This is a genomic window from Bacillus sp. Bwzl_19 (assembly GCF_054900515.1).
On record NZ_CM142729.1, the window covers coordinates 1,889,601 to 1,906,203 of the forward strand.

23 protein-coding genes are annotated in these 16,603 nt (G+C 45.8%); 4 read left to right on the forward strand and 19 right to left on the reverse strand.

Translation table 11 applies throughout. The features are described 5' to 3' along the window. Positions 1 to 16: 16 nt before the first annotated feature. The 3 genes from ACW5MY_RS09860 to ACW5MY_RS09870 form a co-directional block, all read right to left on the reverse strand. Positions 17 to 337, reverse strand: a complete 321-nt coding sequence (locus ACW5MY_RS09860; RefSeq protein ID WP_003153700.1) for a YodL domain-containing protein — start codon at positions 335 to 337, stop codon at positions 17 to 19. Between the two features lie 59 nt (positions 338 to 396). After that, entirely contained in the window at positions 397 to 1,008 is a 612-nt protein-coding gene (locus ACW5MY_RS09865) for a phosphatase PAP2 family protein (protein ID WP_013352562.1), read from the reverse strand. 74 nt (positions 1,009 to 1,082) lie between these two features. Continuing rightward, a complete protein-coding gene (locus ACW5MY_RS09870) occupies positions 1,083 to 1,256 on the reverse strand; it encodes a YozD family protein (protein WP_013352563.1) in 174 nt (57 codons plus the stop codon). Positions 1,257 to 1,374: 118 nt separating this feature from the next. Between ACW5MY_RS09870 and ACW5MY_RS09875 the strand changes: the two genes are divergently transcribed. Continuing rightward, the gene (locus tag ACW5MY_RS09875) at positions 1,375 to 1,518 is read left to right on the forward strand and encodes a hypothetical protein (protein WP_012117771.1); all 144 of its coding nucleotides are present in this window, start codon (positions 1,375 to 1,377) and stop codon (positions 1,516 to 1,518) included. Here ACW5MY_RS09875 and ACW5MY_RS09880 read toward each other — a convergent pair. The 10 genes from ACW5MY_RS09880 to ACW5MY_RS09925 form a co-directional block, all read right to left on the reverse strand. Continuing rightward, positions 1,515 to 2,195 (reverse strand): hypothetical protein, encoded by a 681-nt coding sequence (locus tag ACW5MY_RS09880; RefSeq protein WP_013352565.1) that lies wholly within the window; start codon positions 2,193 to 2,195, stop codon positions 1,515 to 1,517. The genes ACW5MY_RS09875 and ACW5MY_RS09880 overlap by 4 nt on opposite strands. Before the next feature lie 184 nt (positions 2,196 to 2,379). Continuing rightward, the gene (locus ACW5MY_RS09885) at positions 2,380 to 2,778 is read right to left on the reverse strand and encodes a VOC family protein (RefSeq protein ID WP_013352566.1); all 399 of its coding nucleotides are present in this window, start codon (positions 2,776 to 2,778) and stop codon (positions 2,380 to 2,382) included. A gap of 341 nt (positions 2,779 to 3,119) precedes the next feature. Further along, positions 3,120 to 3,344 carry a YozE family protein gene (locus ACW5MY_RS09890; protein WP_013352567.1) on the reverse strand — a complete coding sequence of 75 codons (225 nt, stop codon included), beginning with the start codon at positions 3,342 to 3,344 and terminating at the stop codon, positions 3,120 to 3,122. 74 nt (positions 3,345 to 3,418) lie between these two features. Then, positions 3,419 to 3,697, reverse strand: coding sequence for a YokU family protein (locus tag ACW5MY_RS09895; protein ID WP_013352568.1), 279 nt, complete (start codon positions 3,695 to 3,697; stop codon positions 3,419 to 3,421). Beyond that, positions 3,694 to 5,115, reverse strand: coding sequence for a lysine 2,3-aminomutase (gene kamA / locus ACW5MY_RS09900; protein ID WP_014470283.1), 1,422 nt, complete (start codon positions 5,113 to 5,115; stop codon positions 3,694 to 3,696). Before kamA ends, ACW5MY_RS09895 begins: the two co-directional genes overlap by 4 nt. A gap of 12 nt (positions 5,116 to 5,127) precedes the next feature. Then, a complete protein-coding gene (ablB, locus tag ACW5MY_RS09905; protein WP_038463238.1) occupies positions 5,128 to 5,970 on the reverse strand; it encodes a putative beta-lysine N-acetyltransferase in 843 nt (280 codons plus the stop codon). Beyond that, positions 5,948 to 7,249 (reverse strand): peptidase, encoded by a 1,302-nt coding sequence (locus tag ACW5MY_RS09910; RefSeq protein ID WP_013352571.1) that lies wholly within the window; start codon positions 7,247 to 7,249, stop codon positions 5,948 to 5,950. The genes ablB and ACW5MY_RS09910 overlap by 23 nt, the downstream gene beginning before the upstream one ends. Next, a complete protein-coding gene (locus tag ACW5MY_RS09915) occupies positions 7,221 to 7,916 on the reverse strand; it encodes a 3-oxoacid CoA-transferase subunit B (protein WP_013352572.1) in 696 nt (231 codons plus the stop codon). The genes ACW5MY_RS09910 and ACW5MY_RS09915 overlap by 29 nt, the downstream gene beginning before the upstream one ends. Then, a complete protein-coding gene (locus tag ACW5MY_RS09920; protein ID WP_013352573.1) occupies positions 7,901 to 8,590 on the reverse strand; it encodes a CoA transferase subunit A in 690 nt (229 codons plus the stop codon). Before ACW5MY_RS09920 ends, ACW5MY_RS09915 begins: the two co-directional genes overlap by 16 nt. Positions 8,591 to 8,596: 6 nt before the next feature. Then, the gene (locus tag ACW5MY_RS09925; RefSeq protein ID WP_041481648.1) at positions 8,597 to 9,928 is read right to left on the reverse strand and encodes an aspartate aminotransferase family protein; all 1,332 of its coding nucleotides are present in this window, start codon (positions 9,926 to 9,928) and stop codon (positions 8,597 to 8,599) included. Between the two features lie 208 nt (positions 9,929 to 10,136). Here ACW5MY_RS09925 and ACW5MY_RS09930 point away from each other — a divergent pair, with 208 nt between their 5' ends. Next, complete coding sequence (locus tag ACW5MY_RS09930; RefSeq protein ID WP_013352575.1) at positions 10,137 to 10,355, forward strand: hypothetical protein; 219 nt, start codon at positions 10,137 to 10,139, stop codon at positions 10,353 to 10,355. A 64-nt stretch (positions 10,356 to 10,419) separates the two neighbouring features. On the opposite strand, the gene ACW5MY_RS09935 is transcribed toward ACW5MY_RS09930, so the two are convergent. From ACW5MY_RS09935 to cgeC, 5 genes are all read right to left on the reverse strand, one after another. Continuing rightward, a complete protein-coding gene (locus ACW5MY_RS09935; RefSeq protein ID WP_013352576.1) occupies positions 10,420 to 10,869 on the reverse strand; it encodes an AraC family transcriptional regulator in 450 nt (149 codons plus the stop codon). Between the two features lie 130 nt (positions 10,870 to 10,999). Next, on the reverse strand, positions 11,000 to 11,137 hold the full coding sequence (locus ACW5MY_RS09940; protein ID WP_013352577.1) for a YjcZ family sporulation protein: 138 nt from the start codon (positions 11,135 to 11,137) through the stop codon (positions 11,000 to 11,002). Positions 11,138 to 11,213: 76 nt separating this feature from the next. Further along, positions 11,214 to 11,993, reverse strand: coding sequence for a GNAT family N-acetyltransferase (locus ACW5MY_RS09945; RefSeq protein WP_013352578.1), 780 nt, complete (start codon positions 11,991 to 11,993; stop codon positions 11,214 to 11,216). Between the two features lie 38 nt (positions 11,994 to 12,031). After that, positions 12,032 to 13,303, reverse strand: coding sequence for a glycosyltransferase family 2 protein (locus ACW5MY_RS09950; RefSeq protein ID WP_041481649.1), 1,272 nt, complete (start codon positions 13,301 to 13,303; stop codon positions 12,032 to 12,034). A gap of 64 nt (positions 13,304 to 13,367) precedes the next feature. After that, on the reverse strand, positions 13,368 to 13,667 hold the full coding sequence (gene cgeC, locus ACW5MY_RS09955; RefSeq protein WP_013352580.1) for a spore maturation protein CgeC: 300 nt from the start codon (positions 13,665 to 13,667) through the stop codon (positions 13,368 to 13,370). A gap of 209 nt (positions 13,668 to 13,876) precedes the next feature. Between cgeC and ACW5MY_RS09960 the strand changes: the two genes are divergently transcribed. Together ACW5MY_RS09960 and ACW5MY_RS09965 are read left to right on the forward strand one after the other, a co-directional pair. After that, complete coding sequence (locus ACW5MY_RS09960) at positions 13,877 to 14,308, forward strand: hypothetical protein (protein WP_013352581.1); 432 nt, start codon at positions 13,877 to 13,879, stop codon at positions 14,306 to 14,308. 5 nt (positions 14,309 to 14,313) lie between these two features. Beyond that, a complete protein-coding gene (locus ACW5MY_RS09965) occupies positions 14,314 to 15,270 on the forward strand; it encodes a CgeB family protein (protein WP_013352582.1) in 957 nt (318 codons plus the stop codon). A gap of 50 nt (positions 15,271 to 15,320) precedes the next feature. Here the strand turns inward: ACW5MY_RS09965 and phyC are convergent, their stop codons facing one another. Next, positions 15,321 to 16,472, reverse strand: coding sequence for a 3-phytase (phyC, locus tag ACW5MY_RS09970; protein WP_061573794.1), 1,152 nt, complete (start codon positions 16,470 to 16,472; stop codon positions 15,321 to 15,323). Between the last annotated feature and the right edge of the window lie 131 nt (positions 16,473 to 16,603).

Sequence of the window (16,603 nt, forward strand, 5' to 3'; positions counted from 1 at the left end):
TTCAGCCGGCCCCGTTTTACCTCGGCTGGACGAGCAGACGGTTAATTTTGCTCCATCCCGCAGGGTTAAGCCTGTAATAGGTCTTTCCTTTTCTTCCTTCGTCTATGAGTATGACATCTCCGGTCGCTATGAATCTGGCTTGATAGTCGTTTGGAACCGTATCAGGCACATTAAAAACAGAAAATGCCCTTTCCAGTGCGTCTTGATGATTGTCAGCGGCCAGCTCTGTCCGATAGACGACCCTGTATCCCTTTTTCTCACCGTAGCGGGGTGTTTGAAAAATCGTCACATCATAGGCACAAGTCTTTTTTTTAAACACAGGCAGCGATAACAGCATCAAGATCCCTCCCTCTTATTTCTTAATAGTATTAGCGTTTTTTCTCATTTTTCCTGTCTCTATTTTTGTCGAAACGGGTGATACTTTTCGTCAAAGAGCGCAAAAAGCGAGACGAGGCATAGTCCGAGACTGAATCCCGCAAGGACATCCGTCGGAAAATGCGCGCCCAAATAAATTCTGCTGAACCCGATGAGGAGGACGAGACCTCCGGTAAAGACGGAGACAGCCCGCTTTCTTTTCGTAAAAAAAGGAACATGCTTGATCAAAAACCAGGCGATGACAGGATATATCACTGCCGCATTCATGGAGTGGCCGCTTGGAAAACTGTATGAAGTTTCATGGACGAGCGGCTCAAAAGCGGGTCTGGCTCTTTCAATCAATTCTTTTATTTTAATGTTTACAATTCGTTCAATGAGAAAAAGAAGCGGCAAAAAAACAACATCCGGCGTTTTTTTGTACATATACAGGGCCGCGCCTGTCAAAAGAAGAAGCGGCAAAAGCACCGCGGTCGTGCCGAGCTCCGTTATCCATAGCATCAATTCATTCAGCCAGGCAGCCCTGATCCTGACCGCCGCTTCTATCACCCGCTCGTCAAAAGCCTGAACGGCTTCTATCCGGATCGCTGCTGCGAGCAGAATAAACAATGCGAAAAGACTTGCTGGCTTGTACAACGTTTTCCCCCCATTTATCATTCTCCCGAGCCGATTGAAAAAACCGAAGCATTTTTCACTTCGGTTCCGCAGTTTCAGTCTTCATCAAGCTCTTCGTCTATCATACATTTTTCTAATAAATAATCAAAGGTGATGTCGGCTATTTCAAAGATCTCCTCTTCACTCGGTATGTACCCGCGCATTGCAAGCTGGCTGTAAAAAAAATCAGCTATCTCTTCTGTGTCAATCACAAGATCTATTTCTTTCATGCTAACACCGCCTCCTTTTTTATGTTTTATGAAAAAACCCTTCAAATTATACCCGAAAGTTCTAAACGTTTTGTCCGCTCATATACTTTTAAAAAAACAAGCCCCGGAGGGAGAAAAGATGATGACGAAAATGATGGCTTTATTGGACGGAGATGGATTTGATATCGTATTGGAAAAAGTGCTGAAAGGAATGTCGTTTGTGATCTTTGCCGGCTGTCTGCCCTGGTTTTTATATGTCACCGTCCGTTTTTTTGCCGGCTAGCTGAAATGCTCCCCGAGGCTTTCCAGCACAAAATTCATCATATCTTTATATTCTTCGTCACCGAACATTTCATAAAGGATCTTATAATCGTTATAAATATCAAGCAGCTCATCTACGATCGATACCGCCAGCACATGCAGTGTATCGGGATCATCAGCATCGCCTTCAAACTGAAGAAGAGCAGACGCAGCGGTATCCTCGCCGATCTCATGAGATGCTTCCCCAACATAGTGGACAAACAGCAGCTGATGCACAAACTGATCCATTTCATATTTTCTCAGAACCAGCGTGAGATCCTCTTCCTCCGTTTCAAGCCACTCTCCGTCTTTCAGCCGAGTCAGCTCATAAATAATGTCCTCCCAGCCATCCTCTAAATATCTCCATATTTCAGTTCTGTGGCCGATGACACGGAATAATTCCTTTCCGTAGTCCTTTACATATACTACGTCGCCGATCAGAAATTCATATTCAATATCTAATTTTTCCATATCGACGATCACGCCCTCATAATCTTTATAAAGCTGGATGGACGATTCGAAATAAAGCACTTCATTATGATTGACTTCGTAAAGATAATGTTTATCAATTTGATGAACCTTCGTAATGGTGCCGACGGTTCCGTACATCACGACGACCACGATATCTCCCACTTGAAATTTCGGTTTATTTTGCTTCATGCTGTCTCCCCCTTGCCGCGGACTGTCATACGCTATCGTATGCCGGCCGCCATTATTTCGCATGGGCATGAAAACCACAGGAAATATCCATTTCTGCGCATGTTCAAAAGTCAAAAAAACCGCACCAAGTCATGTGCGGTTTTTCACGTACTGTTAAAAATAGTTTCAAATGATGCATGATCCCCTATTTTGAAGAGGTTTTTGTTTTTTTCTCCATAACGGCAAAGTAATTGTTTTCATGATCAGCAAAGTTAAATACCCGGCCAGAAGGCATGTCGACAATATCACCGACTGTGATATTCTGATTTGAAAAATCTTGATATAACTGATCAAGATCTTCAGTAAAAAACATAATCGAAGGAGTATGGAGTTCTAATTCCGGCTGCAATTTTGCAATGGTTTGTTTATCATGAAGAACAAAACTCGTTTCGGCTTTCAATGAAGGCGCAATTTCAATCCACTTCATGCCTTGTCCGTTATCTTCTTTGGCAACCACATGAAATCCCGCTTTTTCCGTCCAAAACGTCAGTGCCTCATCCTGATTATTGACGTACAGCATGATCTGCCCCACCTGATGGATCATTCGATTCCCCTCACTTCATTAGATTGTATGATTATTTCCCATGAAAAGAAGCTCCTTACACAGGGCACCGCTTGCAGAAACAGGTCTGTCGGGTTATATCGCCGGGATATAAAACAGCTGCGGTTCCGCCTCTGACGGTTCCGGTAATTTTACCGTTTTTCACTTCAAATATACCATTTACGGCTTGATTTTGATACGTGCCGTCGTTTCAGTGCTGACCGAAATGGAAGACGTACCGGTGCGTTTTTTAGGATTTGATCATTCTGCGCCTCACAATCAATCACCGCCTTAAGTCAGCGGGCGGTTTCAACAGAAAAAACCGCACAATGTGCGGTTTTACGTCAGGCGTGATGCACCTCGGTCTCATATTTTTCCCAAGCTTCATCAAATGTCGACATCGTTTCCAAATAGTCGGCGCTCAGTTCTAAATAAGAACTGAGCTCGTGATAATCGCTTGACGTTTTCGGAAAACCGTGATCTTCGTATGCCTGGTTCGCAAACTGGCTGATCGCGTCCTTCGGCTTAGGGTGCCTGTATTTCATCAAATAGTGGTAAAAGGATTTCATGGGTTTCCCCTCCTGATGACTGTCTTTTGTTGTACTATTATACATTTCAAGAGTGAAATTACAACAAAAGAAAACTAGGAGAAGTCAAAATAATTCCGTTTCAATATCCGTTCTGTCTGCATCAGCTCTTGATATGTGAGTGTTTCCGGTAATTTTTTTGCGTCGACTAAAAAAAGCTGATTTTCAATTTCGCCGATGACCGCTTCCTCCTGATAAGTCATGCCGCAGGATGAACAGGCGAACGCGGGTGTGTCTTTAATTTCTATAGCCCTCGTACCGTCAGGAAGCTCCCAGTATACAGTCGCCTGACAAGCTGACGCCTTTTGATTGCTGCACCATTCGCATGGCTTCACGGCGACTCACCTCCGACTTCCGTTTCTTCTTTTTGCTCTTTCTTTTGCTGTGCTATAAATTTCTTTTCTTTCAATTCATCTCTCTTTTCCCTGCGGTCTTTCAGCGTTTCATGCTCAGGATTAGATGTAAACGCTTTCCTTCTGTTGATTCTCGATACATTTTCCGGTGTGAAAGAAACCTCTTTGTCCGCGAAAATAGCGCTTAGTCCGACCGGCTCGCGTTTGGCCATCGTTCCCGGAAAAACAGATTCGAAATAGTCGTCGGCCTGATTCGGGATATAGTTTTCCGGTTCGGGATAAGACGTAATCACCCCTTCAAAGTTTCTGATCACAACTTTCTCCGGACTCTGGGAGAGCAAGTAGTTCGGCTGCAGGGCGATTTTACCGCCTCCGCCCGGGGCATCGACGACAAAGGTCGGAACGGCAAAGCCCGTTGTATGTCCCCTCAGTCCTTCGATGATCTCCAGACCTTTTGATACAGGCGCTCTGAAATGCCCGATCCCCTCCGACAAATCACATTGATAAATATAGTACGGGCGGACGCGGATTTTCACTAAATCATGCATGAGCTTTTTCATAATCGGCACCGAATCATTAATACCCGCTAAAATAACGGCCTGGTTACCGACCGGAACACCTGCGTTGACAAGCTTTTCACACGCCTCAACCGATTCTTCCGTCAGTTCGATGCTCGTATTAAAATGAGTGTTCAGCCAGACCGGATGATATTTTTTCAAAATCTGACAAAGGTTATCCGTTATCCGCTGCGGAAAAACGACGGGCGCTCTCGTTCCGATCCGGATAATTTCAAGGTGGGGAATGTCACGAAGGTTTTTCAAAATATATTCCAGAATCTGATCATTAATTAAAAGCCCGTCTCCGCCGGAAATCAGGCAGTCACGTATTTCAGGCGTTTCCCGGATATAAGCGATCGCCGCATCAAGCTGTTTTTTCGGCACACCCATTCCGATCTGTCCGGAAAAGCGTCTGCGGGTGCAGTATCGGCAGTACATCGAGCATTGATTTGTCACCAGAAAAAGAACGCGGTCGGGATAGCGGTGCGTAAGGCCGGGCACCGGTGAGTCTTCATCTTCAAACAGCGGATCTTCAAGGTCATATTTCGTTTTGTGCATTTCTTCTGACAGCGGCACGGACTGCATGCGGATCGGACATCTCGGGTTGTCGGGGTCCATTAAAGAAGCATAATAAGGCGTAATGTTCAGGGGAATCGTTTTTACAGACATTCTGACGCCTTCTTCTTCCTCTTCAGTCAAATGAATGACTTTTTTCAGGTCATCGACGGTTCTTACAGTATGGGTGAGCTGCCACAGCCAATCATTCCACTTTTCTTCCGGCACATCTTTCCACAATTCAATCTCCTTCCAATGACGCTTCGGCTGAAACCATTTGTTTGTCAAACGAATTCCTCCTTATGAATGGCTAAAACGTAATGTCTTGCACCATATATTCATATTTTCGAGCCCTTCTGAAATCCGGCAGTTGTTCACAAGCCTGCCCCTGTAGCCGTATCCCGCATGATACAAAACGGCATTCATCCCGTAAGACGCTGCACGGGCCAAGGAAAAAAGATGAATGATTCCCTGGCCCGCTAGTTCCTGCTCTAAGGCTTTAAACAGGCGTGCCGTTACGGAATTCCCTCTGTAATCTGACAGAACCGCGCAATCGGTCATTTCAGCGTGCCCCAATACGGGATTGATATCTGCGCTTGCCGCGCCGATGAGACGCTCCTGATCGAATGCGGCAAAATAGATGGTGTTTTCTCTCATTGTTTTTTTAATGTAGAGGGGATTAAAGACAGGAGTCGGATAGGTCTGAAAAACATGTTTATATAAGAGCGATAATCGGTCTGCATCACCTTCACCCGCTTTTCTGAACAACAGCCCGCTTTCTGTCTGAGTCACTCCCCGCTGCGGTGTCTCATAAATACGGTCAACCGTAGAATCTTCAGATACATATGAATCTGACTGTCTCCGTTTCTCTGATAAATAGCGCACCATCACAGCAGCCTCATGCCCGTTGTAATATCCGTCTATGACCCCCTCATGAATAAAGAGATGCTTGACAAGTTCCGGCTGATCGCCGCGCTTGGCAAAGAAAATCACCTTTTGGGCTTCTTCTTGCTTTGCTTCTGCCAAAACGGCCGGAATCAGCGACGCGAGCTGCCCGTCATAACGAATGACCCTGATCCGCTCATTGAAACGGTCTGCATCAATCTCGGCCGATCCGCTTTCAGCCCTCAGTTCCTTTATCAGCTCCGTCACCCCCATCTGCCACCCCGCACCATTCCATCATAAAAAGAGAAATGATTTTGACAGCATCGATTAACGCCCGGACTTCAATGTATTCATTTGCCTGGTGAGCCGCTTTGACTTCTCCCGGCCCGAAGACGATGACAGGCGTCTGTCCCGCATGGTGCAAAAGCCCTCCGTCTGTTCCCCACGGGGATGCTTCACGGATCGGTTTTGCCCCTTTCATTTTCTCAAAAGAAGATTCCAAAGCGGAAATCAGCGGATGCTCATCCGGGAGATCATTCGGAAGCCACTGAGCTCCAAACCATTCAATTTCCGCCGGATGGTGTTTAAACCATTCATCCCGGTACTCCAAATCTTTGAGCCAGCTTGTAAGCTCTTCTTTTACTGCCTCAGGCGTTTCATCCGGAGCTATTCCGCATCTGCCTTCTATCACAACCCGGTCAGCTACCGAAGATGGCCACGTTCCTCCTTGGACGGTGCCGATATTAATGGGAACCGGAATCGGAACATCCCGGTAAAGCGGGTCAATGATGCGGGCGTTGCGGACGTGTTCCAGTTCTTTAAGGGCCGTGATGACATGCAGGCTTTTTTCAATCGCGCTCACCCCTTCATAGCGGGTGCCGCCGTGTGCGGACAATCCTCTTACCGTAATGCGGAACCACATTGACCCTTGCTGCTTAACAAATAGCTTTAAATTAGTCGGTTCCGGAATAAGCGCCCCGTCAGCCTTGTAGCCTCTCATTACTGCCGACAGCGTTCCGGCGCCGCCGCACTCTTCATCTACGACACTTTGAAACAGAACATCTCCTTTTAACGTAACGCTGCAAGCTTCAAGCGCTTCTAACGCTAACAAGAGGGCTGTATTGCCGCCTTTCATATCCGTTGAACCGCGTCCGTAAATTTTGCCGTCCTTTTCAACAGCGGTAAACGGTTCATACGTCCACGCGGCGGGATTTCCTTCAGGGACAACATCAATATGTCCGTTCAGTATCAGTGATCTTCCTCCGCCGGCTCCTTTCTTTACGGCGGTGATATTCGGGCTTTCATGAAAGTCTTCGCGTTCCGATACAAAATAAGGATGTTCTTTCAATTGTTTAATACTCGGCTCCCACACATCAATATCCATGTCAAACTGTCTCAATTTTTCTAAAACAACTGCCTGTGCGTTAAATTCATTTCCGAACATACTTTTTTCCCCGATCAGCCGTTTCAGCAGGCTTACCGCTTTTGCTGCGTTTTCTTCCGCCCACTCAGTGACTTTCTTTTCTAATTGATCCATGGACAGGCCCCCTTTTAAGAAAACATTCTCCCAATCTGATTTCAGCATCCGTTGTTTGAATCACATCGTCTATGGTCGAGCCATTCAGCAGTTCCTCAAGAACAAAAGCCTTATCATCGATGCTGATTACGGCTTTCTCTGTAATGATGAGGTCTGCACATCGCGCGGCCGTAAGCGGCAATGAACAGCTTTCGACCAGTTTCGGCCGGCCCTTCTGATCAGTGTGGCTCATGACCACAACCACTTTTTTCGCCCCTTGGGCCAGCTCCATTGCCCCTCCCATTCCGGGCACTTTTTTCCCCGGCACGAGCCAATTGGCGAGATCTCCGGTTTGGCTGACCTGCAGCGCGCCTAAAATAGTAATATCAATCAGCCCTTTTCTGATCATGGCAAAAGACAAACCTGAATCAAAATAGGAAGCTCCCTTTACCGTACTGACAGGATATCCGGCCGCATTGCATAAAAGCTCATCCTCCGCTCCTCGCTCGGGACTTCCGCCTATCCCGAGGACGCCGTTTTCCGCCTGCAGCATCACTTCCATGCCGGCCGGCAAAAAATTCGGCACTAAAGAAGGAATGCCGATCCCCAAGTTGACGATCATGCCTGAGGTGATTTCACTGGCGGCCCGCTTCGCGATACTCTCTCTTTCCGCTATTCCCAAGCCCATTTCCACTTCACTCCTTCAGTTTGCACGACGCCCTCTACAAAAACGCCCGGCGTCACAATATGCTCGCTGTCAAGTTCGCCGGCCGGCACAATCGTTACCGCCTCGGCAAAAGTTCTTTCGGCCGCGGCCGCCATCAGAGGGTTCATGTTGCGCGCCGTTTTGTCATACGTCAAATTTCCGAATTCATCAGCAGTATGTGCGGACACAAAAGCGAAATCAGCCGTCAGCGCTTTTTCAACTAAATAGGGCTTTCCGTCAATCGTTACGGTTTCTTTGTTTTCACAAACGGTTGCGTTATCAATGCCGATATCAGTTAAAATACCGCCAAGACCGGCTCCGCCAGCGCGAATCCGTTCGGCAAGCGTCCCTTGAGGCGAAAATTCCACCTCAAGCGTTCCGTCAGTCATTTGCCTGCCGGCTACAGGGTTTGAGCCGATATGGGAAGCGATCAGCCTTTTGACCCGCCTGTGCACGATAAGCGGGCCGATGCCGATTTCCGGAAATCCGGCATCATTGCAGATGACGGTCAGCTCTTTAACGCCGCTTTCTAAAATCGCTTCGATTAATGACGGAGGTGACCCCACTCCCCCGAAACCGCCGAACATGATGACAGATTCGTCATTGACATCGGCAATTGCTTCATGGATATCGATTTGTTTATGAAAAATAGACATGTCAGCTCAATCCCTCTTCATCATTTTTTCAACTTCTTCTGCAGCCTGTGAAAATAGATCTGACAGTTCATCCAGCTCAGCATGCGAAATCGTGAACGGCGGCGCGATGATGACGGCGTCTCCTTCTCCGCTGTCAATACCGGGCTTTGAAGGATAAATAAGCAGGCCCCGTTTTTTTGCTTCTTTTATCATTTTTTCTGTGAACCCTTGTTTCTTCGGAAAAACTTCCTTCGTCGTTTTATCTTTAACGAACTCAACCCCGATCAGCAGGCCTTTACCGCGGACATCTCCGATTACCCCGCTGCGCTCTTTGATTTGTTCTAATTTCCGCATCAGTATCGCGCCTTTTTCCTCTGCCTGCGAAAGCAGCTCGTGTTTTTTGACATAGCGAAGCACCTCAAGCGCCGCTCTTGCACAGTATGGGTTGGCGCTGTACGTATGTCCGCTCATAATGACTCCGGAGCCCCGCTTGATCGTATCAATGATGTCATCAGACGCGACGGCTGCCGCGATCGGAGCGTAACCGGCGCCTAATCCTTTTCCGAGCACCGCGATATCAGGTACGATCCCCCAATGCTCAGATGCAAGCATTCGCCCTGTTCTCCCGAGCCCCGTCATGACTTCATCTGCGATAAACAAAATACTGTGCCGGCGGCAGACATCCTCAAGCGCTTCATAATAACCTGGCGGCGGAGTGATGGCCGCCCCGGCTGCCCCGACAATCGGTTCTGCGACGAAACCCGCGATAAATGAGGCACCGATCCGATTAACAGCCGTTTCCAGTTCAGCTGCCGCCGCTTTCACAAATTCCTCTCCCTGCAGCTCAGAACGATACATATTTGGCGCTGAAACGGCGGGAAACCGCTCGAGCAGCTGGGTGAATCGGTATCTCCGTTCATAAAACCCCGATAACGAAAGCGCTCCCAAAGTAATACCGTGGTAACTGCTCCATCTCGATAAAAAGACGGATTTTTGGTATTGGCCTTTTTCCTGCCAATATTGAACGGCCATTTTCATCGCTGTTTCGACTGCCTCTGAGCCGCTGTTTACAAAAAATGACCAGTTCAGCCCGCCCGGCAGATGATCGGCCAGAAATAAAGCCAGCTCCTCTGCGGGTTCACTGGTGAATTGCGAGCGATACACAAACGAAACGGAGTCAAGCTGCTCTTTTAAAGCTTGTATAATATCCTCCGTCCCGTGGCCGATATTGCAAGTGACCGCTCCTGATGACCCGTCTAGATACTTGTTTCCCCCCAGATCATATACATATGATCCTTTTCCATGGCTTACTGTCGGATAAATCCCGTCAAGCTCCGGTTTAATTAAATAGCTCCCCATATCTTTCCACCTCAAAAACCCATTTGCTTCATTGTATGAACAGATGAATAACGGCATTCTTATCCTTCAGAAAGTTTTTTTCACAGAAACATTTTCTGAAAAACAGGCTGCCGGGGATTTCCCGACAGCCCAAGGGTGTTCTGAAAATATTACCAAATAGACTATTTTATGATAAATTGTAAGAGAGTATTAATAAAGGAGTGTTCATTTGCTGAAAATATTAAAAATCTGCAGTTTATTGATTCTTTTCCTATTATTAATTTATTCCGTCATCAGTTCGAATTCACAATTATATTTGTCTGTACAGCTTATACTCATAACCATTTTGATCGGAATCGGCATTAACTGTTTTAAGAAAAAAGAATATTATCGAGGTATGCTGTATGTTGTGATTGCCATGAGCAACCTTTCAATCTCGATAAAATAATCCTTTGAAAAAGACGCTTCAGTCTGACGTGCATCAACAGGAAGGCCGGACATTTCCGTCTTCTTTACTGTATGGGAATCAATATTTCACACAAATGATGATTCATCTTTTGTAAAGTATATCTTTCGATTATGGGCTGTTCTCTGATTGACAGATTATTTTTTTCGATCTCAGAAAAAACAGTGTTCCAAAATCCACTGACCGCCTCTTCTGTATGATCAAGCAAGAAAACAGCGTACTTCCCTCCGGAAAATGTACCGATCCGAGCCGGTTCAGGCACATGAAAATCTTGATTGACAACAATACAAACATCATAGCGGCATTTTTCTTTAGGTGTACAATTTGGATGATCTTGCGTAATTCCTAAAATGACAGAATGATAAAGCAGACCATTCAATTGCGCCCAATTTTTAAAAGACTCCATGAGTTCTTTGTTTTGCTTTTCACCATACTCCCCGACATGTCGAAAATAAGCAATTCTTGATTCAGGTAATTCTTCAATCGTTATTTTCACATTTTCGCCCCCTTCTCCAGAAAAATAATGTGTATTAAAATGTTTTTCAACCTGATTTTTAAAAATGAAAACAACAAAAAGCCTGCAGAAAGTTCTCTGCAGGCTGATTTTCATGATAGGATTTTTCAGTCTAACAAATAAAAGCCGCACCGACGATGATTAATAAAATAAACAATACCACGATCAGTACAAATGTGCTGGTTCCGCCTCCGCAGCCGCCGTACCCATAACCGAAGCCATAACTGCCGCAGCCCCCATATCCGTACATACGAATCATCCTTTCTTCTTCCGATATACGGCATTGTATGCGGGCCAACTCCCAATTGTTTTATGCGAATGCCCATCTATGTAAGAAAATAATGAAAAATCGTATGCACACGCCGAAATCTTTTGAAGCCAAGTTTTTCATAAAAACGGTTAACACCGTCCATCCCGGACGTCACAAGATATACGGTTTCCATGCCGTTCAGCTTTGCCGCAGCCATCAGCTCGTTCATCAATATTGACCCGTAGCCTTTTCGTTGGAATTGATCCAGAATTGCGACTTCTTCAATTTTGGCGGTTTTATCCGCTTTGTTGATGAAAAGCTCTCCGCAGCCGATCGGAATCGTTCGGGAGGCGTCGCTATAGCACACGACAAGCATAACCGTCCCGTCCTTATACAAAGGATATTTCCGCTCAAGCTTTTTTTCGGCCGCCGCCTCGCCAATGTAAAGGGCATCATAAATCTTCATAATAGACGACCCGTCAGCGAGGCTTTTTTCCGTCCCCCAAGCGGTAAGCGGATGTCCGGCCTGCCGATCCCCATTTTCCAGTTTCCTTGCAAAAAACAGCTCATCTTCCACTACGTAGCCCTGCTTTACCAATGTTTGTTTCAGAAGAAGCGGAAATGTGTGCTCAGGAGCCGCTTTCACATGAATATAATTGGCTTGAAGCATGTTCGGAATGGATGCAAAAAACGGCAGCAGCCTGTCTAACGGAAATGTACGGTGCAGCTGAACAAAGTTATGCGAAAAAATCTGCGGCAGCAAAGGGTCTGTACATACACTGTAATGTTCGAACCTCTGAATGCCGGAAGTAAGCTCTATATATTGTTTCTCGGTTTTAGCAAATTGATCGGTCATAAAAGCTCTCCTTTTCCTTACACATCCAACTGCATCTCTCATCCTTTTGTTATATTGAGATTTCTTATAATTTCATCGTACACCGGATAGAACGGCTTTCCAATTGGTAATTGTTTAATTTTCTGAAAGGAAATGGGTATCGCCTTTTGCTTTGCAAAAAAGCGTTTCACTACATCATGACTGATCGGATGGAGAACGCCTCTCAAATAAACATAAAATTCCCGTTCAATGCGAAACAGCATTCTCCCGGGAAGGTGCTGAATACAGCCCGATCTCTCCCAGCTGATCGGCGGACCGTCCGGCAGCGCTTGTATTTCGTCCCGTTCTAAAGCCAGGATGTCATGCCGTTTAAATTGGTAAAAGCGAAATGCGCCAGAATCAACCAGCCTTTTCACCCCGTCTTCTAAAAAATAGACATGAAACTGATCACGAACGAGCTGAAAATTCGGAATACTGACGGAGCTGTCTTCCTCGTATTGAAATAAAAACGGATCAGGAATGATGACGGTTCTACCTTCATATAACGGACGCCAGCGCTCGTTTACAGGCTTTCTTTTATTTCCGTCAAGCTGATATACTTTCTGATCCGTCCCCTTAACGAAAGCCCCGTCAATCAGCACTGACGGAAGCGATTGATACGTGTTCTGGAATGAGTGGGGTGTTTTATAGGTTGTATCCAACACTTCTTTTATCGGCAGAAATGATGTAAATGTGTTGAGCCTGCTCCAAAAAACAGAGTCTCCATGATTCCAATGCATGACATCTTCGTCCCAAAAACTGCCGAACTTCTCCTTCACACGCCGAAGCAATGATCTCCGGTGCATCACTGAACAGTGATCAACGAGAAAAGCGGCCTGATCAAGCACGGCATCAGCAAAACGATAGAAGTGGGATTGTTCTGTTCCGCGCTCGTTTACATGTATCACCTTCTGACTGGAATAGACGGCATCAAATTCGGTGCATTGATTAAGCGCTTCCGCCATGCGGCTGAGCCTATCCGGATGAAATACGGTGTCGTCTGTCAGATAAGTAATGTATTCGCCTGAGGCCTGTGAAAGCGCATTATTAATCAAAACGGCATACCGGGTCGATTTCAGCCGGTCGGCCGGTTTGATAAAACTGTTGTAATAGTATATGCGGTGATCTTTTATATACGGACTGATGGCGGCCGAGGTTTCTTCATTTGAATGATCATCCATTACAAACAGCTCCCAATTGCTGTAGGTCTGATGCAAAACACTTTCAATCGCCTGTGTAACAAGATCCGGTTTGTTATAGCTCGTTAAGATAATTGAGACCTTCTTTTCCACCGCCATCCCCCCTTCTGTTCACATAAAAAACGGCTCCGAAAGAGACAGAGCCTGATATCTGTTATTAAAAAGCACCCCAGCTGACGATGCTTGAAATCGCCACATTTGATCTCGTATTATTGAGCGGATTTTGAAAAACGGCCAAATCAGACAGCACTTCTTTGACAATCACGTTTTGCAGTGTGCTGCCATTAACCAGATTGACGCGTGATACAGGAACTCCAAGCTCTTTTGCCATCACAAGCTGGCGCCGTAAATCTGATTGATCTCCGGACGGCTGGCGTGATACCAAAAGAAGAAGAAGCAGTAAGAGATGAAATTCCTCCTCAAAACCCCCGTGCTTTACAGTTTCTTCTGAATCCAAAATAATTCCTCTCCTTCATTTTTTAATCTATACAACGTATGTCGCTCTTTTCTAATCCGCATAGGCAAATAAAGCCTGATTCTAAAATTCAGCTGTTTTCTTAAATATGAAAAAAATACGGCAAAACGGCATTCGACTTATACCAATCTCATCAATCAGGAATATGAATAAACGTGAGGTTGAAATTGTTAAAGGAGGTGTATGTCCCCATGAGCGAAGATCGTTCAGAGCTCAAAAAGAAGCTATTGAAAACTCTTATTGCCCCTATATTTGACAACAGCGCCTTATCTAGCGGCACAGATGGAGGAGATAACGTGGAAAACAAGGTAAAAGATTTATTAGAATCTGCAATTGATGCAAAAGTGGATGAAGCTGCTGCGAAAGACAGTCTCAGCACTCAATCTGTTCTGGGAAGCGGTATTTCACTAGCCGCGAGATGGATTTTTGCAAGAGTTCAGCCCGGCACTATCATCAGCATTGTGATGGATTCTGGAGACATGATCGGCCCGGTTCAATTTGTTTTCTTTGACGAAGTTCACGGCATCGTTTATGTGACGCAGGAAAATTCCGTTACACCGGCAGGCTCTTCTAAAACATTGCTTGACGTTGACAAAGTTGAAAGTGTCACGTTCACTTCGTAAAGCAGATGAAAGTTTTATATATCCGTTCAGGATATAAAGGCATATACACGTATTTTGACCGCTGGATCGAGGAAGGCTTTTTACAGTCTTCCGTCCGCTTTTTTTCTGTTTCTGAGCTTCAGGAAGATTCAATCCGCAGTATACGGGCATTCAAACCTGACATCAGTCTCATGATGGCGGGCGACCGTATTCCGTCTGAATGGCTTCAATGGCTGAGGACAGAAGAGATTCCCGTCTATCTATGGTTGACGGAGGATCCTTTTTATTTCGATGTGAGCAAGACAATCGCCCCGCTCGCCGATGCCGTTTTGACCATAGAACAAAACGCTCTTGATGCTTATCGGCAAATGGGCTTACAGCACGTATATTATGTCCCGATTCCCGTTAATCAGCGGCTTTTTACAAAACAAGCGGCTGACGCTTCTCTTCACACAAACCTGCTTCTGATCGGATACCCGTACCCGAATCGGGTTGAACTGGTGAAAGCAGCGGCGAAGCTTCCGTATACGCTTCGGATCATCGGGAAGGGATGGCGCAGACATCTGCCTAAAAAAATCGCCAGACAGCAAAATGTGCTCATAATGGATGAATGGATTGAACCCGAACATGCCGCATTGCATTACAACAGCGCAGATGTGGTTTTGAACCCGCACCGTTCTTATCGGTTTGCGCTCAATCAAAATAGGAGCGGCATCCGAAATATCAGTTTAAATACGAGAAGCTTTGACATTGCGGCTTGTCAGGCATTTCAGCTGACAGACCTTTCTCCCGCGCCCCCTTTTTCATCCTTTGTTTCTTACAGCGGGCTTGCGGATTTTGCGGAAAAGATCCATTTTTATATGACAAACCCACGTGAACGTGAACAAATCGCGGCGCTTAATTATCAAGAGACAGTGCCTGCTTACACGTACGACCGGATTCCGGCTGTGCTCACGGCTATCCGCTCCAAAACTTTCTCATGAAACGTTCTTCACATGCAAAAAGCAGCTTGTATAAGCTGCTTTTTGCATGTTTATTTTCCGCTTCTGTCGGTCAGTTTTCTCGGGTCAACCTGTTCATTTGCCAGCGGGCGGAAACCGATTTGATCAGCAATTCTTTCCCATGGCACGATTTTAAAATTTTGATTGGCCTTTTGGCCGTGATCTATATTTTCACCGTCCTGTGCGACAAAAATACCGAACGGATATTCAGGCCCCAGTCCGAAACCCAGAACGTCAATTCCGTCTGTATCGCTTGTCCCGTCTGTTTCAGGACCGTCTGTTATGCGAAAATCCGCAACATATTTGTTCTTTCCTTGTCTGTCATAAATGGCGTAGCTGCTGTTTCCCTGGCTTGATGCCATCAGATAGCCTTTCCCGTCAGCAGCGTAGTAAATCGTCAATCCTTCAATATCAGGAGTTAAATGCCTGCCGTCGGCACGGTCGATAACCGTTCCGTTACTGCCGCCGTCCGGCTCGGCGCTGAACTTCCAAATGGCCTCATCTTCTTCTGCGATATAAAGCCTGCCGTATTCATCGTCTGCTGCCATCCCTTCCGTCTGGGAATTCATTTTAAACGCCCGTACCTTTTTGCCGGATATGTATCCATTTTTGTCCGCCTTTAATTCGTATTGTTCAAATTCACCCTCTTTTCCTGTCACCATCGCGTAATATTTTCCTGTTTTTTGACTGTGGTATAAGGTAAAACCGTATACCTCATTAATTGCTGTTGCAATCGGATGGTCTGGATCTGTCATGCTTTGTAATGTGCCGTTTTTTCCATCAATAGCGTAAATCTCAATGGTATTTTTTCCTTCAGACCGATTGGATGCTGCCGCGATATCGACTTTTTTGCCGTTCAACGGAAAATCATAACGGATATCGACATTGTTCAGCTTCCCGGTATTATAGGAATGAAGCATCTTACCATCAAGGCTGTAAACGACTAAACCTGATTTTTTATTGGTCGTAATCAATTTGCTGTTCTGAGGAGTCTTGGGGTCCAGCCAAATCGCAGGATCATCAGCCGCGTCACCGGCCGTATCAACCGGTTCCGTTTCCGCCGCTGCATTCACGGTAAAATGATAAGGATCGGACAGCTTATGCTTTGCCTGGGAAGACACCGCACCGCATGTGAGCATCAGTCCGGCCGCCGCGGTTAACAAAAGTGTTTTTGAATGATTCATTTTACTTCCTCCTTTTATGAACGTGCACTTCAATTGTAACATATATACATGATTGTCAGTGTTAAGTTTTTGTGAAAATTGTCGAATGTGTAAATTTTTGATGAAAGAAGAAAAAAGGACGGGAGCAAAAT